This window comes from Agrobacterium sp. 22-223-1 (genome assembly GCF_053522385.1).
In genome coordinates, this window is record NZ_JBNWCN010000001.1 from 46,232 (window position 1) to 72,240 (window position 26,009).

The following is a 26,009-nucleotide window of genomic DNA, read 5'->3' on the forward strand; positions in this document are numbered from 1 at the left end:
GTCGCTCCTATTCGCGAAACCGCGCGCATCCCGTTCGGGTTTAAGGCTTCTATGCCTGCGCGATCCTTAATCCAGGATGAAGAGTTTAAATGCGGCAATTTAAGGCGGGGTTAAGTCCTCGCCGGATCAAATCGGCGTCATTGGCAGACGTCGACCCATTCCGCATCCGTCAGCTCGGCCATCACCTCCGGCGAAATCTTCACCGCCGCATTGGTGGCGCCGGCCGCGGGAACCACCTCATGATAGTTTTTCAGGGAGACGTCGCAAAACACCGGAAGTGGGGAAGGCAGGCCGAAAGGACACACGCCGCCGATCGGATGGCTGGTCACCGCAACCACCTCTTCGGGTCCGAGCATGCGCGGCTTTGCGCCGAAATGATCGCGGAATTTGCGGTTGTCGAGCCGCTTCGTGCCGGCGGCGACGACGAGAAGAATGGTTTCACCCGCCTTCAGGCAAATGGTTTTCGCAATCTGGTCGGGGTCGACACCATGCGCTTCAGCGGCCAACGCAACCGTCGCCGAACTCGTTTCCGTTTCGATCACGGCAACCTCGGGCGACTTTTCGGTGAAAAAGGCTCTGACGGATTCGATAGACATGCGTATTTATTAGGCGTTACGCGGAGAAGCTTCAAGTCACCTCGAAACAGCTATGCATTATGCGCAATGCTGCGCTGCGATGAAACGTCTGTTTTTTAAGCGGCGATCCTGTATCTTCAAATCATCGAAGCGACGCACTCCTCCTCCCAGCGTCGCCCGATTGGACTGACAATACTCCTCCTCCCAATTGTCAGTCAGTTTCAAGAACCCGGCGCACCTCCTCCCGCGCCGGGTTTTTGCTTTTTGGCGTTCCTGTTGTCTGGCTCCCCGCTGAACCCTGACCAGATGGTCGTGTTCAAAGAAACTTGACTTTCAGCCCCTTCCAACCTAGGTACTTCGCCATCGATATTTGTTTGACGACCAGAGCTTCGGCGTCTTTTTAGGCGCTCACGACGATCTTTTCCTTCAAATTCGACCCAAGTCCGCACTGCTCGCAGTGCAAATACAATTGCCAACGGAAGGAAATCGTTATGGCGACTGGTACAGTAAAGTGGTTCAACGCAACCAAGGGCTACGGCTTCATTCAGCCTGACGACGGTTCGCAGGACGTATTCGTTCACATCTCCGCTGTTGAGCGCGCTGGTCTGACCGCCCTCAACGACGGCCAGAAGCTCTCCTACGAGCTGATGCAGGATCGTCGCTCGGGCAAGATGTCCGCAGGCAACCTCGTTGCTGCCTGATAAGCGCTTTGGCCCGAAAGGGTCATTCGCATGAATGGAAAGGCCGGATTTTTCCGGCCTTTTTCTTTTGCAGGAAGGGGCTGGACCGGTTGCCCTTGAAAAAGCCAGGTCACATACCAATATAGGGTTCAACAGTGCTCCGGACCGGAATTGCCGGGAATGGCTCTTTTAAAAGTGCCGCTGCTGTTGTGTTAACCAAAGATTAACCAAAGCAGCCGATCCTGAGCCGGAAAGCAGCGTCGATATCCTTGACGCGCTCTGGAGCATCAGGCCGTTTAAACGCTTTGACCACGGATGTACTGGCATTGACGGAAAACGGATGGAAAGGTCGGGCTTGCCCGGCCTTTTTGTTTTATGTGCCGAGGAGGTGCCGAATATGCGGCGCCTCCTCTTTTTTCTGGACTATTTCGCCGCGAGGGCGTCGAGAATGCGGACCCAGGAGCGAATGCCCTTGTGGAAGGACTGCAGGTCGTATTTTTCATTCGGCGAATGAATACGGTCATCGGTAAGTCCGAAGCCGACAAGCAGCGAATCCATTCCCAGCATCTTCTGGAAATCGCCGACAATCGGGATCGAGCCTCCCATGCCGATGACGACGGCAGGTTTCGGCCACTCTTCCGAAAGCGCGTTTTTGGCTTTGGTCAGCACGGGCGAGTCGTAAGACAACTGGATGGCGGGTGAACCGCCATGTTCGTGGAACTCCACGGAGCAATCGGCGGGAATCTTCGAGCGCACATAGGCCCGGAAGCTTTCACGAATGGCTGCAGGGTCCTGCTCGCCGACAAGGCGGAAAGATACCTTGGCGGAGGCCTTGGCGGCGATCACGGTCTTGAAACCATCGCCGGTATAGCCGCCGATAATGCCGTTGACTTCCGCCGTCGGCCGCGCCCAGGTCTGCTCCAGCACGGAGCGGCCCTTTTCACCCGAGGGAACCGAAAGGCCGACTTCGCCGAGGAAGGCTTCGGCCGTGCGGCCCAGCGTTTCCCAGGAGGCCTTGATGTTGGCCGGGGTTTCTTCCACGCCGTCATAAAAGCCTGAAAGCGTCACCCGGCCGGTTTCGTCATGCAGACCGGCGAGAATATCGGTGAGGATGTGGATGGGGTTTGCCGCTGCCCCACCGAACAGACCGGAATGCAGATCGCGGTCGGCCGCGGTGATGACGACTTCCTCGCCGACCAGGCCGCGAAGGGCTGCGGCAATCGCGGGCGTATCCCGGTCCCACATGCCGGTATCGCAGACCAGCGCATAATCGGCCTTCAGTTCTTCCGCATTGGCTTCGAGGAAAGGCTTCAGCGACGGCGAGCCGGATTCTTCTTCGCCTTCAAAAAGAATGGTGACGCGCACCGGCAGGCCGCCATTGACAGCCTTGTACGCCCGGCAGGCTTCCACGAAGGTCATCAGCTGGCCCTTGTCGTCCGCCGTACCGCGTCCGGTAATCACCTGCCGGCCGGCGCCGATATCCTTGACGGCGGGTTCGAACGGATCGTTTTCCCAGAGCTCGAGCGGATCGACCGGCTGTACGTCATAATGGCCGTAGAAAAGCACATGCGGCGCGTCCTTGGTGGCCGCATCGTGATGCGCCACGACCATGGGGTGGCCGGCCGTATCGCGCACGGAGGCCGTAAAGCCGAGCGCCGAAAGCGTTCTGACCAGCCATTCCGCCGCCTTGCGGCATTCCGCCTTGTAAGCGGGGTCCGTCGAAATCGACGGAATACGTACAAGCTCGAACAGTCGCTCAAGGCTGGAGGTGAGATTATCGTCGGCGGTGGAAAGAATGGGGGAAACGTCTGTCATCGCTGATCCTGTCATGTCTGTCGTGACCCGGCGATAAGACGAAACATCCGGGCATCGCGCATCGCGGGAAACAAGGGTGCCGGCGCGTCGTGAATCGGCAAACGCGCGGCCGCCGGAACGATAGAGCAGTTCAGGGAAAGTGCGAAGCGGTTTCGGGCTGTAAATGCTATTTCGCTTTCTTGGCGCTTTCGATCGCCCGGCGCATATATTCCAGCAGAAGCTGTCTCTCGAAACGCCGGAAATCCTTCAGCAGCGCGTCTTCGGTGGCTTCGGAGGCGGCAATGGCGTTGGCTTCCAGATCCCTGCCGCGCTGGGTCAGTTCGATGATCTGGGCGCGGCGGTCGCTTGGATGGGATTTGCGGACGATCAGCCCGTCGCGTTCCATGCGCGAGAGCGTATTGGCGAGCGTCGCCTGTTCGACATCGATTCTATCGAGCAATTGCCGCTGGGTCAGGCCGTCCTCATGCCAGAGCTCGATGAGGATGGGGAATTGTCCGGGCGAGAAACCCAGGGCGGCGGCTCTTTTCTGCAGCGCCATGGTGAATTCCCGCGCCATTTTCGAAGCGAGATAGATTGCCGATTCGTCCCGGGAAAAACCCATTTTTCCGCCCATAAAGCATCACGGCCGGCTCAGCCCGGCAATTCGATAGCGCGATATATATCGCATGATATGTTTAAGCCAGCCTGAAACGGCGCATAAAATAAAACCGCCATGGCCGGGAGGGGTCGGCCATGGCGGTCATATTGGAGGACAAAGGCCCGGAGAGGGGGAAAGGCCTTTGTCCGGTCTGACGCGGCGGGGGACGAGCCAGCTATCAGACTACGGCGTGATCAGGCGCCGTCCCTTATGAAATGTGTCTGCAAATGCGGCTTTTCAAGGGAAGGGCGGATTACAAATCGGTAACGTTCAGGTGAATTTTGCAGGCCTGTGCTACCGCCTCATTGCCCGCTCTTTACGGTGCGTTGTGCGAAGTTTCGGTAGACGTCAAAACGGCCCCGCGCTATCCATGCTACCCATGAAAAAAGGCGATCATCTCTTCCTCGTTGACGGTTCCGGTTTCATTTTCCGGGCCTTCCATGCAATCCCGCCGCTGAACCGCAAGTCGGACGGGCTGCCGGTCAACGCCGTCTCTGGCTTCTGCAACATGTTGTGGAAGCTGCTCAAGGATGCGCGCAATACCGATGTCGGCGTGACGCCGACCCATTTTGCGGTGATTTTCGACTATTCATCGAAGACCTTCCGCAACGAACTTTATGATCTCTACAAGGCCAACCGCACCGCGCCGCCGGAAGATCTGGTGCCGCAATTCGGCCTGATCCGTGAGGCGACGCGCGCCTTCAACCTTCCCTGCATCGAGACAGAAGGCTTCGAGGCGGACGATATCATCGCCACCTATGCCCGGCAGGCCGAGGCGATCGGCGCCGATGTCACGATCATCTCCTCCGACAAGGATCTGATGCAGCTCGTCACGGCCAATGTACACATGTACGACGCCATGAAGGACAAGCAGATCGGCATTCCGGATGTTGTCGAAAAGTGGGGCGTAGGCCCTGAAAAGATGATCGACCTGCAGGCGATGACCGGCGATTCCACCGATAATGTTCCGGGCATTCCGGGCATCGGCCCGAAGACGGCGGCGCAATTGCTGGAGGAATACGGCGATCTCGATACGTTGCTGGCGCGGGCTGGCGAAATCAAGCAGCAGAAGCGCCGGGAAAATATCATCGCCAATGCGGAGCTTGCCCGCCTTTCCAGGCAGCTTGTGGCGCTCAGAACCGATGTGCCACTGGATCAGTCTCTCGAAGCGCTGGTGCTCGAACCGCAGAACGGCCCGAAACTGATCGCCTTCCTGAAGGCGATGGAGTTCACGACGCTGACACGCCGGGTTGCCGAGGCGACCGAAACCGACGCTTCCGCCATCGACCCTGCCAATGTGCCGGTACAATGGGGTGCCGATGCCCATGGTCCCGATCTCGATGCGCCGGCCGCTGCCGTGAACGCTGGCGAAGTGGCCACCAGCGCCGCCGGCGCTTCGGCTTCGCCTGCCGCTCCGGCAAGGAAAGTAACGGGGGAGGGCAGCGCGCCCGCTGATCTCGCCACAGCGCGACAGGCGCTTTTTTCCGCCGCCAAGATCGATACGACCGCCTATCTGACGATCAGGGACCTTGCAACGCTCGACCGCTGGATCGCGGCGGCCCGGGAGACAGGCGTTGTCGCCTTCGATACGGAAACGACCTCGCTCGACCCGATGCAGGCGGAACTTGTCGGTTTTTCTCTGGCCATTGCCGACAACGGCAAGGATGCCACGGGCACCGATATCCGGGCCGCCTATGTTCCCTTGACGCACAAGACCGGTTCCGGCGGCGATCTCTTCAGCGATGACATCAAACTGGCCGAAGGGCAGGTGCCCTTTGCCGAGGCGCTGGCGCGTCTGAAGGACCTGCTCGAGGACGAAGCCGTTCTGAAGGTCGCGCAGAACCTGAAATATGACTATCTGCTGATGAAACGCCACGGCGTCGTCATGCAGAGCTTCGACGACACGATGCTGATTTCTTATGTCCTCGAGGCAGGCAAGGCCACGCATGGCATGGATTCGCTGTCCGAACGCTGGCTCGGCCACACGCCGATCGCCTATAAGGACGTGGCGGGATCGGGCAAGTCGAGCGTCACCTTCGATTTTGTCGATATCGACAAGGCGACCGCTTATGCTGCGGAAGATGCAGATGTCACCCTGCGGCTCTGGATGGCGCTGAAGCCGAGGCTTGTCTCGGAACGGCTGACCAAGGTTTACGAGCGGCTGGAGCGCCCCCTCGTGCCGGTTCTGGCACATATGGAAGAGCGCGGCATCGCCGTCGACCGGCAGATTCTCTCGCGTCTTTCCGGTGAACTCGCCCAGAAGGCCGCGTCCTTCGAAGAGGAAATTTACGAGCTGGCGGGCGAGCGCTTCAACATCGGATCGCCAAAGCAGCTCGGCGATATCCTGTTTGGCAAGATGGGCCTGCCGGGCGGTTCCAAAACCAAGACCGGGCAATGGTCGACATCGGCGCAGGTTCTCGAAGATCTCGCAGCGGAAGGCGCCGAACTGCCGCGCAAGATCGTCGACTGGCGGCAGCTGACGAAGCTGAAATCGACCTATACGGATGCGCTGCCGGGATATATCCATCCCGAAACGAAACGGGTGCATACGTCCTATGCGCTCGCCTCCACCACCACGGGGCGTCTGTCCTCTTCGGAGCCGAACCTTCAGAACATCCCGGTTCGCACCGCCGAAGGCCGCAAGATCCGCACGGCTTTCATCTCCACGCCCGGTCACAAGCTTCTGTCGGCCGACTACAGCCAGATCGAGCTGCGCGTGCTGGCCCATGTCGCCGATATTCCGCAGCTCCGCAACGCCTTTGAAAACGGCATCGACATTCACGCCATGACGGCATCGGAAATGTTCGGCGTGCCGGTGGAAGGCATGCCGTCGGAAGTGCGCCGCCGCGCCAAGGCCATCAACTTCGGTATCATCTACGGCATTTCCGCCTTCGGTCTCGCCAACCAGCTCAGCATCGCCCGCTCCGAAGCCGGCGACTATATCAAGAAATATTTCGAGCGCTTTCCCGGCATTCGCGACTACATGGAGGCAACCAAAACCTTCGCCCGCGAAAACGGTTATGTCGAAACGATTTTCGGCCGCCGCGCGCATTATCCGGAAATCCGCTCTTCCAACCCTTCGGTAAAAGCCTTCAACGAACGCGCGGCCATCAACGCGCCGATCCAGGGCTCGGCCGCCGATATCATCCGCCGCGCCATGGTTCGTATCGAGCCTGCGCTGGAGGCGGAAAAGCTTTCCGCCCGCATGCTTTTGCAGGTGCACGACGAACTTATCTTCGAAGTCGAGGAAGCGGAAATCGAAAAGACCTTGCCGGTCGTCGTCTCGGTGATGGAAAATGCGGCCATGCCGGCGATTTCCATGAAGGTGCCGCTCAAGGTGGATGCACGTGCGGCTGACAATTGGGATGAAGCGCACTAACTGGCGAACCGGCTTTCTGTGGATTCCGGGACATGAACCACTTCAAGGGGCATGTCGTTTTCGATAAGACGTGAGCCGTGATTTGTGATGCATGAGGGTGGCTCGCCGCGCTGATTCCGTTGAATCGGAAAAAATGTGCGTCAGGGCTGGTCAAAGCCCGTTTGGGCATGTATAAGCGCGCCAAATTTCCGATATCGAGACATCCGACATTCGGCCTTTGGTTCTGGCCGGTTCCGTTGTTTCGCCGCTTAAGTGGAGTAACAAAAATGGCTGTACCAAAAAGAAAAACAAGCCCGTCCAAGCGCGGTATGCGCCGCTCGGCTGACGGTCTCAAGTCTGCGACCTATGTTGAAGACAAGAACTCCGGCGAACTGCGCCGTCCGCACCATATCGATCTGAAGACCGGTATGTATCGCGGCCGTCAGGTTCTGACGCCGAAGGAAAGCGCGTAAGCTTTTCTGAAATCATCTTTGCAAAAAACCGGTCCTTGTGGCCGGTTTTTTGTTTTCAGGACCGTCCACCTGCCTTTTCCGCTCACTTGGAAAATTCGGCCACTCCTCCTACACTCTTTCAGGGAGAGCAGGTTTTGACGCCTGCAACAGGAGGGGAGCTTCGGTGAAATATCGCTGGATTTTATTGATGCTTCTCAGCCTTGGTCTCGGTTACGGCGCTGTGACCAGAGGTGGCGGCATCATAGCGGAAAGCTATTTCGGCGAAATGTCCGAGCAGGGCCGCACGACGCTGCGGCTGGCCGTTTCTGCTCTCGGTGGACTTTTGAACCGTTACGAGCCGCTGCCGGCCCTGATTGCCGATCACGACGACATTGAGGAACTGGTCGCACATCCCAAGGATGCCGAACTGCGCCAGCGCGCCAATATCTACCTCAAATCCATCAATACCCTGCTGGAATCCTCCGATATCTACATCATCACGCTGGACGGGGAGACCATCGCCGCCAGCAACTATGATGGCCCGACAAGTTTCGTCGGTGAGAATTTCAGCTACCGTCCCTATTTTCAGGATGCCGCCAAAGGCTTTCAGTCACGCTTCTTCGCGCTTGGCACCACCTCCCACAAGCGTGGCTATTATTTTTCAGCGCCCATTCTCTTCAACGAGGAGATCAAGGGTGTCATCGTCTTCAAGGTCGATATTGAAGGCATAGAAGCGTCATTCGGCGATGGCGAGAACCGAATTCTGGTATCGGACCCCGAAGGCATCATCTTCATGACCGGAACGCCGCAATGGCTTTATTCCGGCCTGATGCCGCTGACGCCCGAAAGGCTGGCGCGAACGGAGACTTCCCGCCGCTACGCCAATGCCACCCTTAAGGAATTGCCCCTGAAGAACGGCAATTTCGGTTCGCATCAGCTGATGACGATCAGCCAGGATGACGGTGAAAGGGAATATATGGTCCTGTCGCAGCCGATGCCGGACGCGGGCTGGACAGTCAGCGTGCTGATGGACACGGGTTCGCTCCGAACGCAGGTGAAGACGGCGATGATAGCCATCATCCTCTGCCTGTGTCTTGCTGCCGCCCTCATCGCCGCCATGCTGCAAAGGCGTCGGCGTCTGCGGGAGCGTCTGACCCATCAGGCGGAGGCGCAGGCGGAGCTGGAACGCCGGGTGGAGGAGCGCACGGCCGATCTGGCGCGGGTCAATCAGGAGATCGAGCACGAAATCGCCGAACGCCGCCAGACGGAAAAACAGTTGCGCAAGATGCAGAACGATCTGGTGCAGGCGGGCAAGCTCGCAGCGCTCGGGCAGATGTCAGCGGCGTTGTCGCATGAGTTCAATCAGCCGCTCGCAGCCGCCAAGAACTACGCCGAAAACGCCTCGCTTCTCGTGGAGAGGGGACGGCTGGAGGAGGTGACGGAAAACCTCAGGCGCATTTCGGGCCTTATCGACCGCATGGCCTCCATCAGCAAGCATCTCAGGAATTTCGCCCGCAAGCCCAATGAAAAAATGGCCGCGGTAAGTCTGGAAGCTGTCCTTCGCGATACGCTCGAAATCGTCGGTGCGCGCCTGAAGGCCGCCGATGCGGTGCTGGATGTGGATCTCGGCCGGGTGCCGCTTGCCGTGAAGGCCGGCCCGGTACGGCTGCAGCAGGTGCTCGTCAACATCATCTCCAATGCTGCCGATGCGGTGGAGGGGCGAGAGGATCGCCGCATTGCGCTGCGGGCCGTGCAGCATGGCCAGTCGGTGTCGATTTTCATTCGTGATCGCGGTCCGGGCGTGCCGGCGGCGATTTCAGAACGCATTTTCGATCCCTTCTTCACCACCAAGGGCGTGGGGCGCGGCCTCGGTCTCGGCCTGTCCATCTCCTATAACATCATCAAGGATTTTGGCGGCCAGCTCCGTGTCAGAAACCATGAAGATGGCGGGGCGGAGTTCGAAATCGAATTGCCAGCCGCCGCCTGGCGCGTGGAGGCGGCTGCGGAATGACCATGTCACGGGTTCTGTTGATCGATGACGAGGAAGAGCTGCGCTTTTCCACCGCGCAGGCGCTGGAGCTTTCCGGTTTTGCCGTCACCATGCTGGCGAGCGCAGAACATGCGCTCGAACTCATCGGCTACAGCTTCGACGGTGTCGTGGTCAGCGACATCAGGATGCCCGGCATGGATGGCATGACGCTGCTGCAAAAGGTGCGGGAGCTCGATCCTGAAATACCTGTCATCCTGATGACCGGCCATGGCGATGTGCAGCTCGCGGTCAACGCCATGCGCAATGGCGCCTATGATTTCATCGAAAAGCCGTTCACGCCGCAATATCTCGCCGGCATCATCAAAAGGGCGAATGACCGGCGGGCGCTGGTACTGGAAAACCGCCGCCTCAAGGCGGTAGCGGGCAAGCATGACGATCTCGAAACGCGTCTGCCCGGCAGAACCCAGATCATGGTCGATCTGCGGTATCGTATCCGCGCCATCGGCGCGACGGACGCCGATACGCTGATCGTCGGTGACACGGGCGCGGGCAAGGAGGTTGTGGCACGGGCGCTTCACGATATCAGCGCCAGAGCCAACCGGCCCTTCGTGGCGATCAATTGCGCCGCCCTTCCGCAGACACTAATTGAAAGTGAACTATTCGGCCATGAGGCCGGTGCGTTTCCCGGAGCGCTGCGCCCGCGCTACGGCAAGTTCGAACATGCTCGCGGCGGCACCATATTGCTGGATGAGATCGGCTCCATGCCTTTCGAATTGCAGGGCCGCTTCCTGCGTGTCTTGCAGGAACGAGTGATTACCCGTCTCGGCTCGAATGAAACGGTCGAACTCGATGTCCGTTTCATCGCCACCAGCAAGGTAGATCTGGAACAGGAAGTCGCGGCTGGCCGGTTCCGTGCCGATCTTCTTTATCGGCTCAACGTGGCGACGCTTCTTGTCCCCTCCCTGTCACAACGCAGCGCCGACATACCCTTGCTTTTCCTGCACCTCGTGCGGGAAGCCGCTGCCCGTTACGGGCGGGAAGACATGGAGGTACCGCAAAGTCTGCTTTCGGCCGTCTCCCTGCGTGAGTGGCCGGGCAATGTGCGTGAATTGCGCAATGCCGCAGACCGCTTCGTTCTCGGTCTGGAAAGCGATGTTTCCGAAACCTCGCTGCCGTTTCAGGATGACGGAAAAGCGGCCCTTTCCGCGCGGGTTGCGGCTTATGAAAAAAGCCTGATCGCACATGCAATCGCCGCGCACAGCGGAAATCTGAAATCCGTTTATGAAAATCTCGGCATTTCGCGCAAAACGCTCTATGAAAAAATGCAGAAATACGGGCTGCACCGGCACATGACCGAGGTCTGATGGGTGGATTTCCACCCATGGATGAGCCCCCATGGGTAGAAATCCACCCATTGCCGTCCGGGATAGCAATAAAAGCGCACCTTACTACAAGACCGCCATTGCTGAACGGTGATCCCGGATCGCAAATATCTCACCCCGGTCGCCATGGAGGAGCATGCGCGGCTGAAGTGGCGAAACATTTTCATCCGGGAGGAATCGATGAAAATACTGAAGACAGTCACCGGCCTTGCTGCCGCCGCTGCCGTTTCCCTTTTTGCGCTGTCCGCATCCGCTCAGAACTATCCCGAGCGCAACATCACCATGGTCGTGCCCTTTGCCGCCGGCGGCCCGACGGATACGGTTGCGCGCCTTGTCGCTGAATCCATGTCGAAGGACCTTGGCCAGCAGATCATCGTCGAAAATGTCGGCGGCGCAGGCGGTACGCTGGGTGCTGGTCGTGTGGCATCGTCCGATCCGGACGGCTACACCGTTCTTCTCCACCATATCGGCATGGCAACCAGTGCCACGCTCTACCGCAAGCTCGCTTATGACACGCTGAACGCCTTCGAATATGTCGGCCTGGTCACCGAAGTGCCGATGACCATCCTGTCGCGCAAGAACCTCGAGACGACGGATCTGAAAGGTCTGATCGAATACGCCAAGGCGAACAAGGACAAGGTCACCGTCGCCAATGCCGGCATCGGCGCTGCCTCGCATCTGTGCGGCATGCTGTTCATGAGCGCCATCGAAACCCCGCTCGTCACCGTTCCCTATAAGGGTACCGGTCCGGCCATGACCGATCTGCTCGGCGGCCAGGTTGACATCATGTGCGACCAGACCACCAATACCACCAAGCAGATCCAGGGCGGCACCGTGAAAGCCTATGCCGTGACCACGGCCAAGCGGCTGGACGTGTTGCCGGATGTGCCGACGGTTGTTGAAGCTGGCCTACCGAAGCTCGAAGTGGGTATCTGGCACGGCATTTATACGCCGAAGGGCACGCCTGCGGAAATCAACGAAAAGCTCTCCAAGTCGCTGCAGGTCGCGCTGAAGGACAAGAATGTCGCGGCTCGTTTTGCCGAACTCGGCACCACGCCCTCCTCGGAAAGCGATGCGACGCCTGCGGCGCTGAAGGCCAAGCTTGAAAGCGAAATCGCGCGCTGGAAGCCGGTGATCGAGGCTGCCGGCCAATATGCCGACTGATGAACGCGGAATGACCGGCGGTGTCTCGCCGCCGGTCGACCGTGATCATTTTAACAGACGGACCGGTGTGATGCCGGCCGCGGTGGAGAGGCATCTTTCATGAAGTCGTTATTTAATGACCCTGCCGAGGCAGTCTGCGGGGCAATTTTCATGGGACTTGGCGTCTTTTTCGCCTTGCAGTCTTATGGGCTGGAGATCGGAACCGCCTTTCGCATGGGGCCGGGCTATTTCCCGCTCGTGTTGGCAATCATCCTGATCCTGCTCGGTGGCGTCATATTTCTGCGCTCAGCCCGCCCGGCCGGAGAAGGTATCGGAGCAATCGCCTGGCGGGGCATATTCTTCATCCTGCCCGCGCCAATCTTCTTCGGTTTCACTGTCCGGGGTCTTGGTTTCGTGCCGGCGCTTTTTTTCAGCGCCCTTATCGCAGCCTTCGCCTCGCACAAGATGAGCCCGCTCATGGCGGTCATTCTTTCCGCTGCCATCACGGTCTTTTCCGTCGCTGTTTTCAACTACGGTCTCGGCCTGCCGTTCCAGCGCTTCGGCCCCTGGCTTAAATTTTGAGGTGCCGTGATGGATTTGCTCGATAATCTCGCTCTCGGTTTCGTCACGGCATCTTCGCTGGCAAACCTGTTCTTCTGCCTGATCGGCGTGCTGCTCGGCACCCTGATCGGTGTGCTGCCCGGCATCGGCGCGACGGCGACCATCGCCATGCTGCTGCCGATTACCTTCCAGCTCGAGCCCGTCTCGTCGCTGATCATGCTCGCCGGCATTTATTACGGCGCGCAATATGGCGGCTCGACCACGGCTATTCTGATCAATATGCCGGGGGAATCCTCCTCTGCCGTCACCGCCATCGATGGTTACCAGATGGCGCGCAAGGGCAAGGCGGGCGCTGCTCTCGCCATCGCCGCCATCGGCTCGTTCTTTGCCGGCACGGTTTCCACCTTCCTGGTGGCAATCTTCGCTCCGCCCTTGACCGCAATTGCGCTGGAATTCGGCGCGGCGGAATATTTCTCGCTGATGGTCGTCGGCCTTGTTTCGTCCATTGCACTTGCCCATGGCTCCATCGTCAAGGCGCTGGCCATGGTCGTGCTGGGCCTGCTGCTGGGTTTGGTGGGCACCGATATCTATAGCGGTACGCCGCGTTTCACCCTCGGCATCCGCGAATATGCCGACGGTCTGAACTTCGTGGCCGTGGCCGTCGGCGTCTTCGGTATCGCCGAAATCCTGCGCAATCTCGAAAATGAGCGCACCCGTTCGGTGCTGATCGCCAAGGTCAGCGGGCTGATGCCGACACGGGAGGATTTCAGGAAAATGATCGCGCCGGTGCTGCGCGGCACGGTCATTGGTTCCGCGCTCGGCATTCTTCCGGGCGGCGGCGCGATCCTTGCGGCCTTCGCTTCCTATACGGTGGAAAAACGCGTCTCCAAGAACCCGGAAGAATTCGGGCATGGCGCGGTTGCCGGCGTAGCCGGTCCGGAATCCGCCAACAATGCCGGCGCGCAGACCTCCTTCATCCCGCTGCTCACGCTCGGCATTCCCGCCAATCCGGTGATGGCGCTGATGATCGGCGCGATGATCATTCAGGGTATCGTGCCGGGTCCGAACGTCGCGATCGAACAGCCGGCACTGTTCTGGGGCATCATCGCCTCCATGTGGATCGGCAACCTGATGCTCGTCATCCTGAACCTGCCGCTGATCGGGCTGTGGGTGAAGCTTCTGACGGTGCCCTATTATGTGCTGTTCCCCATCATCATGGCCTTCTGCGCCATCGGGGTCTACAGCGTCAATTCCAATGTCTTCGATCTCTATGCCGTCGCCTTCTTCGGCTTCATCGGTTACGTGCTGGTGAAACTGCGCTGCGAGCCGGCGCCGCTGCTCCTGGGCTTCGTGCTTGGGCCGCTGCTGGAGGAGAACCTGCGCCGTGCCATGATCCTGTCGCGCGGCGATCCGACCACCTTCGTCACCCGGCCGATCAGCGCCACCCTGCTCTTCATTGCTCTGGCCGTGCTGATCGTCGTCTTCCTGCCCAGCGTGAAGAAGAAGCGCGAAGAGGTTTTCGTAGAAGAAGACTGAGGAATACCAAAGACTCGGATGCCGGCGATGGAAACATCGCCGGCTTTTTCCGTTTCTGGATCGCCATGACGAATTCGCTTCACCAAAGCGACATATGGTTGACTTAGGCGCTTTTAGGCCCAAGGAAGGGCTGGAAAGAGAGGTCGATATGACGTCGGAAACCGAAAAACGGATCATCGCGCTCGAGGAGACGGCCGCGCACCAGGCCAAGGTGATAGAGGAGCTGTCCGATCAGCTGGCGGAACAATGGAAGGTGGTGGAGCAGACCCGCGCCAAGCTCGACCGCCTGACGGAGAGGTTCCTGAGCCTGGAGGAGCAATCGCTGGACGCGCCCGCGATCACTCGACCGCCGCATTATTGACAGGGAAGAGCCAATGAAAAACGACACCGCCGCGCTGGCCGCCGATATCGTCGATTTCTGGAAGAAGGCCGGACCGGACAAGTGGTTCGACAAGGACGCCGCCTTCGACAACCACTTTCACGACCGTTTCCGCGATGCCCATTTTGCAGCAGCACGGCGTGAGCTGGACGACTGGCTGGAGAGTGCGGAAAGCAGTCTCGCGCTGATGCTTCTGCTGGATCAGTTTCCGCGCAACTGCTTTCGCGGCACCGCTCACATGTATGCAACCGACCCGCTGGCACGGCTCTTTGCCGACGAGGCCATTCGCCGTGGCCACGATCGGGCGATGGGCGGGGATTTGCGTGTTTTTTTCTATCTGCCCTTTTCCCATGCGGAAGATATCAAGGCCCAGCGGCGCGCCTGCGACCTGAACCAGCCGCTTGGCGGGCTTTATCTTCACCATGCCGAAGAACATCGCGATATCGTCGAGCGTTTCGGCCGCTTTCCGCATCGCAACCACATATTGCTGCGGGAAACGACGCCGGCGGAACGGCAATATCTGGATGAAGGCGGCTTTTCCGGCTGAGCCGGAAACGAAAACGCCGCCAGTCCCGAAGGGTGGCGGCGTTCTAAAGGCATGGGAGCGGCGACAGTCAGCCGTCGAAGAATTCCTTCATCCGAGCGAAGAAGCCCGTCGATTCCGGATTGTTCTCCTTGGAGGAGAGCTGCTCGAACTCCTGCAACAGCTCGCGCTGACGCTTGCTGAGTTTCTGCGGCGTTTCGATCTGAATCTGGATATAGAGGTCGCCCGTCTGCGCCGAACGCAGCACCGGCATGCCCTTACCCTTCAGACGGAACTGTTTGCCCGGCTGGGTTCCTTCCGGAACCGTAACGCGCGACTTGGTGCCGTCGAGCGTCGTGACATCGAAAGTGCCGCCAAGCGCTGCCGTCGTCATGGAGATCGGTACGGTGCAATAGAGGTCGGCGCCGTCGCGCTGGAAGAATTCATGCGGACGCACGGACAGGAAGATATAGAGATCGCCCGCCGGACCGCCGCGCATGCCAGCCTCGCCTTCGCCCTGCAGGCGAATGCGGGTGCCGTCCTCGATGCCCGAGGGAATGTTGACGGAAAGCGAACGCTCTTCGGTTACACGGCCCTGACCGTGGCACTTGCCGCAGGGATCCGAGATCGTCTGCCCGCGACCATGGCAGGTGGGGCAGGTGCGTTCCACCGAGAAGAAGCCCTGTGCTGCACGCACGCGGCCGGAACCCTGACAGGTGGCGCAGGTCTTGGGCTGCGTGCCGGGCTTTGCACCCGAGCCGGAACAGACATCGCAGGTGATCGAGGTCGGAACCCTGATCTGCGCCGTCTTGCCGGTGAAGGCCTCTTCCAGCGTGATTTCCATATTGTAGCGAAGGTCGGCGCCGCGCTCGCGTCCGCCGGAAGAACGGCGCGCACGGCCGCCGCCCATCATCTCGCCGAAGATATCTTCGAAAATATCCGAGAAGCCGCCATTGGCGAAACCGCCGCCGCCAAAGCCGCCACCGCCGCCCATGCCGCCATTTTCAAATGCGGCGTGGCCGAAACGGTCATAGGCCGCGCGCTTCTGCGGGTCCTTCAGCGTTTCATAGGCTTCGTTGATTTCCTTGAATTTCCGTTCGGAATCGGCATCGTCCGGGTTCTTGTCCGGATGGTATTTCATCGCGAGTTTGCGGAAGGCGCTTTTCAGCTCTTTTTCGTCCGCGGTCTTGCTGACGCCAAGTGTTTCGTAAAAGTCTGCTTTCGCCATTAAGTTAACAAGCCCCGCAAATGGATTTCCGGCTGCACGTCGGCAGCCGGATGTCTTGCATATGTTTTCAGGAGACGGGAGGTCACGCGATTAGGCGGACTTCTTGTCGTCCTTGATTTCCTCATAGTCGGCGTCGACGACGTCGTCCTTGCCTTCTGCGGAAGCATCGCCGGCCTCGGCCTGCTGCGCTTCGTAGATGGCCTGACCGAGCTTCATGGAAACTTCCATGAGGGTCTGGGTCTTGGCCTGAATGTCGTCTGCATCCGGCTCAGCGGCTTCGACGGCGGTCTTCAGGCTGGCAATGGCGTCTTCGATAGCCTTGCGGTCGGTCTCGGAAACCTTGTCGCCATATTCCTTCACCGACTTCTCGGTGGAGTGGATGAGGCTTTCGGCCTGGTTCTTGGCTTCCACACCCGCACGGCGCTTCTTGTCGGCTTCGGCATTGGCTTCGGCGTCCTTCACCATCTTCTCGATGTCGGCATCGGAGAGACCGCCGGAAGCCTGGATGCGAATCTGCTGTTCCTTGCCGGTGCCCTTGTCTTTCGCCGAAACCTGCACGATGCCGTTGGCGTCGATATCGAAGGTCACTTCGATCTGCGGAACGCCACGCGGTGCCGGCGGCAGGCCGACGAGGTCGAACTGGCCGAGCAGCTTGTTGTCCTGCGCCATTTCGCGCTCACCCTGCGAGACGCGGATGGTCACGGCCGACTGGTTGTCTTCGGCGGTCGAGAAGGTCTGGCTCTTCTTGGTCGGGATCGTCGTGTTGCGATCGATCAGACGCGTGAAGACACCACCCAGCGTTTCGATGCCGAGCGACAGCGGGGTCACGTCGAGCAGCAGAACGTCCTTGACGTCGCCCTGCAGAACGCCGGCCTGGATGGCGGCGCCCATGGCGACAACTTCATCCGGGTTCACGCCCTTGTGCGGCTCCTTGCCGAACAGCTGCTTGACGACTTCCTGCACCTTCGGCATGCGGCTCATGCCACCGACGAGAACGACTTCATCGATCTCGGAAGCGGAAACGCCGGCATCCTTGAGTGCTGCCTTGCAGGGCGCGACGGTGCGCTGCACCAGATCGTCCACCAGGCTTTCGAACTTGGCGCGGGTCAGCTTCAGCGTCAGGTGCTTCGGACCGGAAGCATCGGCCGTGATGAACGGCAGGTTGATTTCGGTCTGCTGCGAGGACGAAAGTTCGATCTTCGCCTTTTCGGCAGCTTCCTTGAGGCGCTGCAGGGCGAGCTTGTCGTTCTTCAGGTCGATGCCCTGATCCTTCTTGAACTCACCGGCCAGATATTCGACCAGACGCATGTCGAAGTCTTCACCACCAAGGAAGGTATCGCCATTGGTGGACTTCACTTCGAAGACGCCGTCGCCGATTTCCAGAACGGAAATATCGAAGGTGCCGCCGCCAAGGTCGTAAACGGCGATGGTCTTGCCGTCCTTCTTGTCGAGGCCATAGGCAAGCGCTGCCGCAGTCGGCTCGTTGATGATGCGCAGGACGTCCAGACCGGCGATGCGGCCGGCATCCTTGGTTGCCTGACGCTGGGCGTCGTTGAAGTAGGCAGGAACCGTGATAACGGCCTTCTCGACCTTTTCGCCGAGATAGGATTCAGCCGTTTCCTTCATCTTCTGAAGGATCATCGCGGAAATCTGCGAAGGGGAATAGGGCTTGTCCTGCGCCTTCACCCATGCGTCGCCATTGTCACCCTTGACGATTTCAAAGGGAACGAGGGCCTTGTCCTTTTCGACGGTCGGGTCTTCATAACGGCGGCCGATGAGGCGCTTAACCGCAAACAGGGTGTTGGTCGGGTTGGTGACCGCCTGGCGCTTGGCCGGCTGGCCGACAAGGCGTTCGCCATCGTCGGAAAATGCCACCATGGACGGCGTGGTGCGCGCGCCTTCCGCGTTTTCAATTACTTTCGTGTCCTTGCCGTCCATCACTGCAACGCAGGAATTGGTCGTGCCAAGGTCGATACCGATTACTTTTGCCATGCTCTTCTCTCCTTGAAGCGAGCTGTCGGAACCCCGTGAGGCATTCTTGTGGCAGCTCCTTGACTTGGATTTGCAGTATTTGCTGCAGTTCTGCGGCGTATATAAGGAGCGATTTTTCCTGCTGCAAGGCGCAAGAGAGGGGGAAGCGCAGCAAAAAAGCGCAAGAAACCCCTGTCTGTGCAGAAGCATAGCCATCACGGCTTGCGGAAGAGGGAAAACGCGACTTGTGTGCTACACGGCGCCGTCGGTCGGCATCGCGGCGGGCGAACCGGTGAGGCTTGCTTTTAACGGCATCGGGGTGGGGTGAAATGGCGGACAGGGTGGGATTCGAACCCACGGTACGCTTTCACGCACACACGCGTTCCAGGCGTGCGCCTTAAACCACTCGGCCACCTGTCCTTTTTCAAATCTGCATGTTTTGAAGAATGCAAATCACTGGAACGGCGCGATATATACCGATGAATTCGCAGGGATCAACACGAATCTGACAGTTTTTTGAAATGTCGGCAATTTCCTGTGTTCCGATGCGATTGCAAACCGGTTTTCCCGCCTTTATCGATGCATTATAGATTTCAAAATATGGCTGTCTGACCGGCAGATCGTAAACGAGGTGTCCCTGATGAAAGCTTTTTTGCGGTTTTTGAGCTTTCTTTTCCTCGTTGCGGCGGTTTTTCTGGGCGTGCTCGATTCGATCCGCTCGGTTTCCACATCCTCGGTCAACATCACCGGCATCCTGTCCGTCTGGAACTATCTTCTTCCTGCTTCCCGCACCATGGTGGAAGCGGCCATGGCTCACTATATTCACCCTGAAGCGTGGCGCTTCATTGAAAATGCCCTGTCGGCGGTGCCCGCATTTGCCGTTTCCCTGGCGCTTTCCCTGTTCTGCTGGATGGCGGGTTACAGGAAACACAAGGCGATGAGGCGGTTATCGGCCTGACCTCGTGTCTGTCGAATTGGGCGCCCGCAGACGTGAACCATGAGAAGCGGCGGAACTGGCCGCATGGAGGACCGAATGTTCCTGTTCGATACGCTTTCAAAAAAAACGACGATGCCGACCGAAGAAACCGCCTTGCCCGGCCGTGAAGAGGCGCTTGCGGTGCCGGAAGCCCATTTCGTCAATGGCCGGCCCTTGAAGGGGCCTTATCCTGACGGACTTGAAACCATCTATCTCGGCATGGGTTGCTTCTGGGGTGCGGAACGGTTGTTCTGGAAAACGCCGGGCGTGTGGGTGACGGCGGTGGGTTATGCCGGCGGCTTCACCCGCAACCCCACCTATCAGGAGACGACGACGGGCCAGACGGGCCACGCCGAAGTGGTCAAGGTTGTCTACGATCCGGCGGTGATCTCGCTCTCGGGCCTGCTGAAGATATTCTTCGAGGAGCATGATCCGACACAAGGAATGCGGCAGGGCAACGATGTCGGCACGACCTACCGTTCCGCCATTTACGCGACGACGGAAGGGCAGTTGCAGCAGGCGCAGAAGGCGAGCGATGCTTTTCAACAGGCTTTGGACGAGGCCGGCCATGGCAGCGCCATCACCACCGAGATCGGGCCGCTTGAAAAGTTTTATTACGCTGAAGACTACCATCAGCAATATCTTGCCAAGAACCCGGGCGGCTACTGCGGCCTGAGGGGAACCGGCGTAAGCTGCAATATCGACTAGATTTTTTGCAGGTCGCCCCGGTGGAAAGACCAAAAAAGCGCCAGAATAAAGTTTTTCCACCGGGTCAAAAAAACCGGATGAATTTTTCATTGAGCCATGCAAGGATATGAGGCAAGCACAGCCGGGAAAACGGCTGGCGGTTCCGCAGACATTCCCGGTCAACGGGATTGCGGGAGGACCCTTAAAATATCAATTGCAACAACAGGGCTGCACAATGAAAAAATCCCTTCTGACGCTTTTTGCGCTCGCCGCAATGTCGGCTTCCGCGCTCGCCGCCGATATCAAGCCGGCGCTGGTCTATGGCACGGGCGGCAAGTTCGACAAATCGTTCAACGAAGCCGCTGCGGCCGGCGCTGAAAAGTTCAAGGCAGAAACGGGCATCGAGTTCCGCGATTTCGAACCGACCAGCGACACGCAGGGCGAACAGGCCATCCGCAACTTTGCGAGCAAGGGCTTCAACCCGGTCGTTGCCGTTTCCTTCGCCTGGACCTCGGCCATGGAAAAGGTCGCAGCAGAATTCCCCGACACCAAGTTCGTCATCGTCGATTCCGTCGTCGAACTGCCGAATGTCCGCTCGGTCGTCTATAAGGAGCACGAAGGCTCCTATCTCGTCGGTCTGCTGGCCGGCATGGCCTCCAAGACCGGCAAGGTCGGCTTCATCGGTGGCATGGATATTCCGCTGATCCGTAAGTTCGCCTGTGGTTATGCACAGGGCGCAAAGGCTGCCAACGACAAGATCGAAGTCTTCCAGAACATGACCGGCACCACGGGTGCTGCCTGGAACGATCCGGTGCGCGGCGGCGAACTCACCAAGAACCAGATCGACCAGGGTGCGGACGTGATTTACGCGGCAGCCGGTGCGACCGGTATCGGCGTGCTGCAGACTGCCGCCGACAACAAGAAGTTCTCGATCGGCGTCGATTCCAACCAGAACCACCTGCATCCGGGTTCGGTTCTGACCTCCATGGTCAAGCGCGTCGATCTGGCCGTCTACAATGCCTACAAGGATGCCAAGGACGACAAGTTCACCCCCGGCATCGTTGCGCTCGGCGTCAAGGAAGATGGCGTCGCCTACGCCCTCGACGACAATAACAAGGCCCTGATCACGCCGGAAATGACCGCTGCCGTGGACAAGGCGAAGGCCGATATCATCTCCGGCGCCGTCAAGGTTCATGACTATATGGCGGATAATTCCTGCCCGAAATGATATGATATGTAACGGGGGCGCATGATGTTTTTCATCTTGCGCCCTTTTCATATCCAGCCTTCGGAGAGGTTTCGGTTTGAGTATGGACCCTGCAATCGAACTGGTGGGCATCGACAAGAAATTCGGTGCCGTTCACGCCAACAAGAATATCAATCTGACTGTCGCCAAGGGCACGATCCACGGCATCATCGGGGAAAACGGTGCCGGGAAATCGACCCTGATGTCGATCCTATACGGCTTTTACCAGGCGGATGCCGGTGAAATCCGGGTGAATGGCACGCCCGTCGCGATCCGTGACAGCCAGACGGCCATCAATGCCGGCATCGGCATGGTGCATCAGCACTTCATGCTTGTGGAAAATTTCACCGTGCTGGAAAACGTCATGCTCGGCGCGGAAGGCGGCGCATCGCTCGCCAAGGGCCGGGCGGCGGCCCGCAAGGAATTGCAGCGCCTAGAGGACGATTACGGTCTGGAAGTCGATCCGGATGCGGTCATCGAAGAATTGCCGGTCGGTCTGCAGCAGCGCGTCGAAATCCTTAAAGCCATGTATCGTGGCGCCGAAATCCTGATCCTCGATGAGCCGACCGGCGTTCTGACGCCGGCTGAGGCCGATCACCTTTTCAAGATTCTCGGCGTCCTGCGCGAGCAGGGCAAGACCGTCATCCTCATCACCCACAAGCTGCGCGAAATCATGGCGATCACGGATTCCGTCTCCGTCATGCGCCGCGGTGAAATGGTCGCGACCCGCAAGACCTCCGAAACCAGCGTCGAGGAACTGGCCGAACTGATGGTTGGCCGCCGCGTGCTGCTCAGGGTGGAAAAGGGCGAGACGACACCGGGCGATGTTCTGCTCTCCATCCGCAATCTCACTGTCAAGGACAGTCGCGGCGTCACCATGGTGGACGATGTCTCGCTCGATGTCCGCGCCGGTGAAATCGTCGGCATTGCCGGCGTGGCGGGTAATGGCCAGTCGGAGCTGCTCGAAGCCATCGCCGGCATCCGCAAACCCTATTCGGGCGAGATATGGGTGGATGGCCAGAAGGTGGACCGCCCCGATCCGGCCATTCTGCGCAGGCTCGGCCTCGCGCATATCCCGGAAGACCGCCACCATATGGGGCTGGTCTTGAAATTCGAGGAATATGAAAACTCCATCCTCGGTTATCACCATGATGAGCGATACGGCAAAGGACCTTTCCTCAACCCTGAGGCCATCCGCAGGGATGCGGTCGAAAAGATAGAGAAATACGATATCCGCCCGCCGAACCCGCAGTTGAAGACCGCCAATTTTTCTGGCGGCAATCAGCAGAAGATCGTCGTTGCGCGCGAAATCGAGCGTGACCCCAAGATGCTGATCATCGGCCAGCCGACACGCGGCGTGGATATCGGCGCCATCGAGTTCATCCATCGCCGCATCATCGAAATGCGCGATGCCGGTAAGGCTATTCTGCTGGTTTCGGTCGAACTCGATGAAATCCGTTCCCTTTCGGACCGGATCATGGTCATGTTCGCCGGCCGTGTCGTTGGAGAAAAAACGGCGGAAGCCGAAGAACAGACGCTGGGCCTGATGATGGCCGGCATCGCCGCATGAGGCATGAATGAGTACCGCTTCCGTACCCCTACCAAACTGGATCAGCTACGGCCTGTTGCCGTTGCTGAACGTCGTCACCGCCTTTCTGATTTCCGGCCTCGTTGTCTGGTCCATCGGTGAAAACCCGCTGGCAGCACTTCGCCTGCTGATCGAAGGCGCGCTCGGCCGTGGTGATGCCATCGGCTTCACGCTGTTTTACACGACGAGCTTCATCTTCACCGGCCTTTCCGTCGCAGTCGCCTTTCATGCGGGCCTGTTCAACATCGGCTCGGAAGGTCAGGCCTATATTGGCGGGCTGGGCGCCGCGCTGGTGGCGCTGGCGCTCGACCGCTACGTGCCGTGGTATGTGACGATGCCTTTCGCCGTCATCGGCGCCGCGGTTTTCGGCGCAGCCTGGGCCTTCATTCCGGCCTGGCTGCAGGCAAAACGCGGCAGCCACGTTGTCATCACCACCATCATGTTCAACTTCATCGCGGCTGCGCTGATGGTCTATCTGCTGGTGAATGTGCTGATCGTGCCGGGCAAGATGGCGCCGGAAACGCGCACCTTCCTGCCGGGCGGGCAATTGCCGAAATTGGACTGGCTGATGGCGCTGTTCGGTCTCAAACTTGGGCCGGCGCCGTTCAACGTCTCCTTCATCATCGCGCTGGTCATGTGTTTCCTCGTCTGGGTACTGATCTGGCGCACCAAGCTCGGTTATGAGATGCGCACGCTCGGCATCAGCCCGTCGGCCGCCATCTATGCCGGTATTCCCTATGCGCGCACGGTCATCATCGCCATGCTGATTTCCGGCGGTCTTGCGGGCATGATGGCGCTGAACCCGGTCATGGGCGCTTCCGCCCGCCTGCAGGTGGAATTCGTCGGCGGTGCCGGTTTCGTCGGCATCGCCGTGTCGCTGATGGGGCGAAGCCATCCGCTCGGCATCATCTTCTCGGCATTGCTGTTCGGCATTCTCTATCAGGGCGGCGCTGACCTTTCCTTCGAGATGCCGAACATTACCCGCGAGATGATCGTGGTGATCCAGGGTCTTGTGATCCTGTTTGCCGGCGCGCTGGAATATATGTACCGGCCGGCGGTTGTCCGCATCTATCAGCGTTTGGCAAAGGGGTGAGCTGATATGGATTTTTTCGATATGCTGGTCAGCATCCTCGGCTCGACCGTCCGCCTCACCATCCCGCTTCTGTTTACTGCACTTGCCGGGCTCTTTTCCGAACGTGCCGGCGTGTTCGATATCGGCCTTGAAGGCAAGATGCTGGCGGCGGCCTTCGCCTCCGCCTGCGTCGCCTATCTCGCAGCGGACCCATGGGCCGGTCTGCTGGCGGGCATCACGGTCTCCATCCTCTTCTCGCTGATCCATGGTTTCGCCGTCATCACCAATCGCGGCAATCAGATTGTGTCGGGCGTAGCGCTGAACTTCATCGCCGCCGGCCTGACGGTGGTTCTGGGGCAGGCCTGGTTCGGACAGGGAGGCCGCACGCCGCAATTGCCGTCCGAAGGCCGCTTTGCGCCGATCATCCTGCCGGGTGCGGATGCGATGCGCGAAGTGCCTTTCATCGGCCCGCTTTATGCCAATGTCATCTCCGGCAACAATATCCTCACTTATCTCGCTTTTCTGGCGGTGCCGCTCTCCTGGTGGGTGCTTTACCGCACCCGTTTCGGCCTGCGTCTGCGCGCCGTGGGTGAAAACCCGGGCGCGGTGGATACGGCAGGCATTTCGGTGACATGGATGCGCTTTCGCGCCGTCATCGTCGCCGGTTTCCTCTGCGGTTTCTCGGGCGCCTATCTTGCCGTTGCGCAATCGGCGGCCTTCATCGCCAATATGTCGGCCGGCAAGGGCTATATTGCGCTCGCGGCGCTGATTTTTGCCAAATGGAAGCCGGTGCCGGTCATGTTCGCCTGCCTGCTCTTCGGTTTTCTGGATGCCTTCGCCAACTTCATGCAGGGTAAATCCGTGCCCGGTATCGGCGAGGTGCCGGTGCAGATTTTCCAGGCCATGCCCTATATTCTGACCTGCATCCTGCTTGCCGGTTTCATCGGCGTCGCCAAGCCCCCCAAGGCCGGTGGCGTTGCCTATGCGAAGGAGCGTTAAACCCATGTCCCGAGACCCGATGTCCCATGCCCTGTTCGAGGCAGCGGTGGAGGCCATGGCCTTTGCCCATGCGCCCTATTCGAAATTTCCGGTCGGTGCGGCGATCCGCGCCGAAGACGGCAAGATCTACAAGGGCGCCAATATCGAGAACCTCTCCTTCCCGCAGGGGTGGTGCGCTGAACCTTCCGCCATCAGCGCCATGATCATGGGTGGGGCGAAGAAGATCAGCGAAATCGCCGTTATCGCCGAAAAGCTTGCTCTTTGCCCACCCTGCGGCGGCTGCCGGCAGAAGATCGCCGAATTCGCCACGCCGGATACGAAAGTCTATCTCTGCGACGAAACCGGCGTGCAGAAGGTGATGACCATGGAAGAGCTTTTGCCCTTCAGCTTCAAGACAGAGCTGCCCTGATGCCGGATATGCTGATCGATATTCTGGTGGAACGCCTGAACGGCCTGATGCCGCGTGTCGCCATCGTCCTCGGCTCGGGTCTCGGTTCACTGGTGGAAGACGTCAGCGATCCGATCCGGGTGCCCTATGCCGAACTTCCCGGTTTTCCCGCAAGCGGCGTTTCCGGCCATGCGGGCGAGCTGGTGGCGGGCTATCTTGGTGGTGAGCCGGTCATGATGCTCTCCGGCCGGGTGCATTATTACGAAAAGGGCGATCCGTCCGCCATGCGCGCGATCATCGGGGCGCTGGCCGGTCTCGGCGTGCAGTCGCTCATCCTCACCAATTCGGCAGGTTCGGTCAGGCAGGATATGCCGCCCGGGTCGGTCATGCAGATCACCGATCACATCAACTATTCCGGCATGAACCCGCTGATTGGCGAGGAAAGCGACCGCCGCTTCGTCGGCATGACCACCGCTTACGATCCCGATCTGATGCTTGCCATGCGCAACGCCGCCATCCGCGCCACGGTGCCTTTGTTCGGCGGCGTCTATATGTGGTTTTCCGGCCCGAGCTTCGAAACGCCGGCGGAAATCCGCATGGCGCGGCTGCTGGGGGCGGATGCCGTTGGCATGTCCACCGTGCCGGAAGTCATCCTTGCGCGCTTTTTCGGGATGCGCGTTGCCGCCGCATCGGTTATTACCAATTACGGTGCCGGCATGACCGGCGCGGAACTGAGCCATGAGGAAACCAAGGACATGGCTCCGGTGGGCGGCAAGAGACTTGCCGCTATCTTAAAGGAAATGATCGCAGGAGGAGCGTGACC

At 59.3% G+C, this 26,009-nt stretch carries 23 protein-coding genes and 1 tRNA gene; 18 read left to right on the plus strand and 6 right to left on the minus strand.

The genetic code is table 11. The annotated features are described in order from the left end of the window. Positions 1 to 137: 137 nt before the first annotated feature. Positions 138 to 596, minus strand: coding sequence for a YbaK/EbsC family protein (locus tag ACQZ60_RS00225; protein WP_003524322.1), 459 nt, complete (start codon positions 594 to 596; stop codon positions 138 to 140). A 470-nt stretch (positions 597 to 1,066) separates the two neighbouring features. On the opposite strand from ACQZ60_RS00225, the gene ACQZ60_RS00230 reads away from it, so the two are divergent. Continuing rightward, the gene (locus ACQZ60_RS00230) at positions 1,067 to 1,276 is read left to right on the plus strand and encodes a cold-shock protein (RefSeq protein WP_003492998.1); all 210 of its coding nucleotides are present in this window, start codon (positions 1,067 to 1,069) and stop codon (positions 1,274 to 1,276) included. Between the two features lie 402 nt (positions 1,277 to 1,678). On the opposite strand, the gene ACQZ60_RS00235 is transcribed toward ACQZ60_RS00230, so the two are convergent. After that, a complete protein-coding gene (locus ACQZ60_RS00235; protein ID WP_059758948.1) occupies positions 1,679 to 3,070 on the minus strand; it encodes a dipeptidase in 1,392 nt (463 codons plus the stop codon). A gap of 166 nt (positions 3,071 to 3,236) precedes the next feature. After that, a complete protein-coding gene (locus tag ACQZ60_RS00240; RefSeq protein WP_035259662.1) occupies positions 3,237 to 3,671 on the minus strand; it encodes a MarR family winged helix-turn-helix transcriptional regulator in 435 nt (144 codons plus the stop codon). A gap of 415 nt (positions 3,672 to 4,086) precedes the next feature. Between ACQZ60_RS00240 and polA the strand changes: the two genes are divergently transcribed. The 9 genes from polA to ACQZ60_RS00285 all read left to right on the plus strand — a co-directional run bounded on the left by polA (position 4,087) and on the right by ACQZ60_RS00285 (position 15,055). Continuing rightward, entirely contained in the window at positions 4,087 to 7,086 is a 3,000-nt protein-coding gene (gene polA / locus ACQZ60_RS00245; protein WP_448734580.1) for a DNA polymerase I, read from the plus strand. 266 nt (positions 7,087 to 7,352) lie between these two features. Beyond that, complete coding sequence (gene rpmF / locus ACQZ60_RS00250; RefSeq protein ID WP_003507205.1) at positions 7,353 to 7,538, plus strand: 50S ribosomal protein L32; 186 nt, start codon at positions 7,353 to 7,355, stop codon at positions 7,536 to 7,538. A gap of 187 nt (positions 7,539 to 7,725) precedes the next feature. After that, positions 7,726 to 9,528 carry a sensor histidine kinase gene (locus ACQZ60_RS00255; RefSeq protein ID WP_161987735.1) on the plus strand — a complete coding sequence of 601 codons (1,803 nt, stop codon included), beginning with the start codon at positions 7,726 to 7,728 and terminating at the stop codon, positions 9,526 to 9,528. Beyond that, complete coding sequence (locus ACQZ60_RS00260) at positions 9,525 to 10,871, plus strand: sigma-54-dependent transcriptional regulator (protein WP_448734581.1); 1,347 nt, start codon at positions 9,525 to 9,527, stop codon at positions 10,869 to 10,871. Before ACQZ60_RS00255 ends, ACQZ60_RS00260 begins: the two co-directional genes overlap by 4 nt. Before the next feature lie 198 nt (positions 10,872 to 11,069). Further along, positions 11,070 to 12,053 (plus strand): tripartite tricarboxylate transporter substrate-binding protein, encoded by a 984-nt coding sequence (locus ACQZ60_RS00265; protein WP_003524332.1) that lies wholly within the window; start codon positions 11,070 to 11,072, stop codon positions 12,051 to 12,053. Between the two features lie 99 nt (positions 12,054 to 12,152). Continuing rightward, the gene (locus tag ACQZ60_RS00270) at positions 12,153 to 12,614 is read left to right on the plus strand and encodes a tripartite tricarboxylate transporter TctB family protein (protein WP_035240376.1); all 462 of its coding nucleotides are present in this window, start codon (positions 12,153 to 12,155) and stop codon (positions 12,612 to 12,614) included. 9 nt (positions 12,615 to 12,623) lie between these two features. Beyond that, positions 12,624 to 14,129 (plus strand): tripartite tricarboxylate transporter permease, encoded by a 1,506-nt coding sequence (locus ACQZ60_RS00275; protein WP_003524335.1) that lies wholly within the window; start codon positions 12,624 to 12,626, stop codon positions 14,127 to 14,129. 148 nt (positions 14,130 to 14,277) lie between these two features. After that, positions 14,278 to 14,490 carry a SlyX family protein gene (locus tag ACQZ60_RS00280; protein ID WP_059759493.1) on the plus strand — a complete coding sequence of 71 codons (213 nt, stop codon included), beginning with the start codon at positions 14,278 to 14,280 and terminating at the stop codon, positions 14,488 to 14,490. Positions 14,491 to 14,503: 13 nt separating this feature from the next. After that, positions 14,504 to 15,055: a DUF924 family protein gene (locus ACQZ60_RS00285; protein ID WP_448734582.1), complete on the plus strand. Its 552-nt coding sequence runs from the start codon at positions 14,504 to 14,506 to the stop codon at positions 15,053 to 15,055. Positions 15,056 to 15,122: 67 nt separating this feature from the next. On the opposite strand, the gene dnaJ is transcribed toward ACQZ60_RS00285, so the two are convergent. From dnaJ to ACQZ60_RS00300, 3 genes are all read right to left on the minus strand, one after another. Beyond that, positions 15,123 to 16,259, minus strand: a complete 1,137-nt coding sequence (gene dnaJ, locus ACQZ60_RS00290) for a molecular chaperone DnaJ (protein ID WP_004439156.1) — start codon at positions 16,257 to 16,259, stop codon at positions 15,123 to 15,125. A gap of 90 nt (positions 16,260 to 16,349) precedes the next feature. Next, complete coding sequence (dnaK, locus tag ACQZ60_RS00295) at positions 16,350 to 18,251, minus strand: molecular chaperone DnaK (protein WP_003524342.1); 1,902 nt, start codon at positions 18,249 to 18,251, stop codon at positions 16,350 to 16,352. A gap of 309 nt (positions 18,252 to 18,560) precedes the next feature. Further along, positions 18,561 to 18,650: transfer RNA gene (locus ACQZ60_RS00300), tRNA-Ser, on the minus strand. Positions 18,651 to 18,870: 220 nt separating this feature from the next. Between ACQZ60_RS00300 and ACQZ60_RS00305 the strand changes: the two genes are divergently transcribed. The 8 genes from ACQZ60_RS00305 (at position 18,871) to ACQZ60_RS00340 (ending at position 26,007) form a co-directional block, all read left to right on the plus strand. Continuing rightward, complete coding sequence (locus ACQZ60_RS00305; protein ID WP_448734583.1) at positions 18,871 to 19,188, plus strand: hypothetical protein; 318 nt, start codon at positions 18,871 to 18,873, stop codon at positions 19,186 to 19,188. Between the two features lie 75 nt (positions 19,189 to 19,263). Further along, positions 19,264 to 19,914: a peptide-methionine (S)-S-oxide reductase MsrA gene (gene msrA / locus ACQZ60_RS00310; RefSeq protein ID WP_020812546.1), complete on the plus strand. Its 651-nt coding sequence runs from the start codon at positions 19,264 to 19,266 to the stop codon at positions 19,912 to 19,914. Between the two features lie 214 nt (positions 19,915 to 20,128). After that, on the plus strand, positions 20,129 to 21,121 hold the full coding sequence (locus ACQZ60_RS00315) for a BMP family lipoprotein (RefSeq protein WP_004439166.1): 993 nt from the start codon (positions 20,129 to 20,131) through the stop codon (positions 21,119 to 21,121). An 82-nt stretch (positions 21,122 to 21,203) separates the two neighbouring features. Continuing rightward, positions 21,204 to 22,709, plus strand: coding sequence for an ABC transporter ATP-binding protein (locus ACQZ60_RS00320; RefSeq protein ID WP_137004407.1), 1,506 nt, complete (start codon positions 21,204 to 21,206; stop codon positions 22,707 to 22,709). A gap of 7 nt (positions 22,710 to 22,716) precedes the next feature. Then, entirely contained in the window at positions 22,717 to 23,820 is a 1,104-nt protein-coding gene (locus ACQZ60_RS00325; protein ID WP_142174694.1) for an ABC transporter permease, read from the plus strand. Between the two features lie 6 nt (positions 23,821 to 23,826). After that, positions 23,827 to 24,798 carry an ABC transporter permease gene (locus ACQZ60_RS00330; protein WP_448734584.1) on the plus strand — a complete coding sequence of 324 codons (972 nt, stop codon included), beginning with the start codon at positions 23,827 to 23,829 and terminating at the stop codon, positions 24,796 to 24,798. A 19-nt stretch (positions 24,799 to 24,817) separates the two neighbouring features. Further along, on the plus strand, positions 24,818 to 25,207 hold the full coding sequence (locus tag ACQZ60_RS00335) for a cytidine deaminase (RefSeq protein WP_003524353.1): 390 nt from the start codon (positions 24,818 to 24,820) through the stop codon (positions 25,205 to 25,207). After that, positions 25,207 to 26,007 carry a purine-nucleoside phosphorylase gene (locus tag ACQZ60_RS00340; protein ID WP_003524354.1) on the plus strand — a complete coding sequence of 267 codons (801 nt, stop codon included), beginning with the start codon at positions 25,207 to 25,209 and terminating at the stop codon, positions 26,005 to 26,007. The genes ACQZ60_RS00335 and ACQZ60_RS00340 overlap by 1 nt, the downstream gene beginning before the upstream one ends. Positions 26,008 to 26,009 lie beyond the last annotated feature (2 nt).

Bases quoted from the DNA above. Each gene is read 5' to 3' on its own strand.
- ACQZ60_RS00235 (WP_059758948.1), bottom strand. From the start codon at position 3,070: ATGACAGACGTTTCCCCCATTCTTTCCACCGCCGACGATAATCTCACC.
- dnaK (WP_003524342.1), bottom strand. From the start codon at position 18,251: ATGGCAAAAGTAATCGGTATCGACCTTGGCACGACCAATTCCTGCGTT.
- dnaJ (WP_004439156.1), bottom strand. From the start codon at position 16,259: ATGGCGAAAGCAGACTTTTACGAAACACTTGGCGTCAGCAAGACCGCG.
- rpmF (WP_003507205.1), top strand. From the start codon at position 7,353: ATGGCTGTACCAAAAAGAAAAACAAGCCCGTCCAAGCGCGGTATGCGC.
- ACQZ60_RS00325 (WP_142174694.1), top strand. From the start codon at position 22,717: ATGAGTACCGCTTCCGTACCCCTACCAAACTGGATCAGCTACGGCCTG.
- ACQZ60_RS00225 (WP_003524322.1), bottom strand. From the start codon at position 596: ATGTCTATCGAATCCGTCAGAGCCTTTTTCACCGAAAAGTCGCCCGAG.
- ACQZ60_RS00285 (WP_448734582.1), top strand. From the start codon at position 14,504: ATGAAAAACGACACCGCCGCGCTGGCCGCCGATATCGTCGATTTCTGG.
- ACQZ60_RS00270 (WP_035240376.1), top strand. From the start codon at position 12,153: ATGAAGTCGTTATTTAATGACCCTGCCGAGGCAGTCTGCGGGGCAATT.
- ACQZ60_RS00335 (WP_003524353.1), top strand. From the start codon at position 24,818: ATGTCCCATGCCCTGTTCGAGGCAGCGGTGGAGGCCATGGCCTTTGCC.
- ACQZ60_RS00265 (WP_003524332.1), top strand. From the start codon at position 11,070: ATGAAAATACTGAAGACAGTCACCGGCCTTGCTGCCGCCGCTGCCGTT.
- msrA (WP_020812546.1), top strand. From the start codon at position 19,264: ATGTTCCTGTTCGATACGCTTTCAAAAAAAACGACGATGCCGACCGAA.
- ACQZ60_RS00340 (WP_003524354.1), top strand. From the start codon at position 25,207: ATGCCGGATATGCTGATCGATATTCTGGTGGAACGCCTGAACGGCCTG.
- ACQZ60_RS00330 (WP_448734584.1), top strand. From the start codon at position 23,827: ATGGATTTTTTCGATATGCTGGTCAGCATCCTCGGCTCGACCGTCCGC.
- ACQZ60_RS00280 (WP_059759493.1), top strand. From the start codon at position 14,278: ATGACGTCGGAAACCGAAAAACGGATCATCGCGCTCGAGGAGACGGCC.
- ACQZ60_RS00320 (WP_137004407.1), top strand. From the start codon at position 21,204: ATGGACCCTGCAATCGAACTGGTGGGCATCGACAAGAAATTCGGTGCC.
- ACQZ60_RS00305 (WP_448734583.1), top strand. From the start codon at position 18,871: ATGAAAGCTTTTTTGCGGTTTTTGAGCTTTCTTTTCCTCGTTGCGGCG.
- ACQZ60_RS00240 (WP_035259662.1), bottom strand. From the start codon at position 3,671: ATGGGTTTTTCCCGGGACGAATCGGCAATCTATCTCGCTTCGAAAATG.
- ACQZ60_RS00315 (WP_004439166.1), top strand. From the start codon at position 20,129: ATGAAAAAATCCCTTCTGACGCTTTTTGCGCTCGCCGCAATGTCGGCT.
- ACQZ60_RS00260 (WP_448734581.1), top strand. From the start codon at position 9,525: ATGACCATGTCACGGGTTCTGTTGATCGATGACGAGGAAGAGCTGCGC.
- ACQZ60_RS00275 (WP_003524335.1), top strand. From the start codon at position 12,624: ATGGATTTGCTCGATAATCTCGCTCTCGGTTTCGTCACGGCATCTTCG.
- ACQZ60_RS00255 (WP_161987735.1), top strand. From the start codon at position 7,726: ATGCTTCTCAGCCTTGGTCTCGGTTACGGCGCTGTGACCAGAGGTGGC.
- polA (WP_448734580.1), top strand. From the start codon at position 4,087: ATGAAAAAAGGCGATCATCTCTTCCTCGTTGACGGTTCCGGTTTCATT.
- ACQZ60_RS00230 (WP_003492998.1), top strand. From the start codon at position 1,067: ATGGCGACTGGTACAGTAAAGTGGTTCAACGCAACCAAGGGCTACGGC.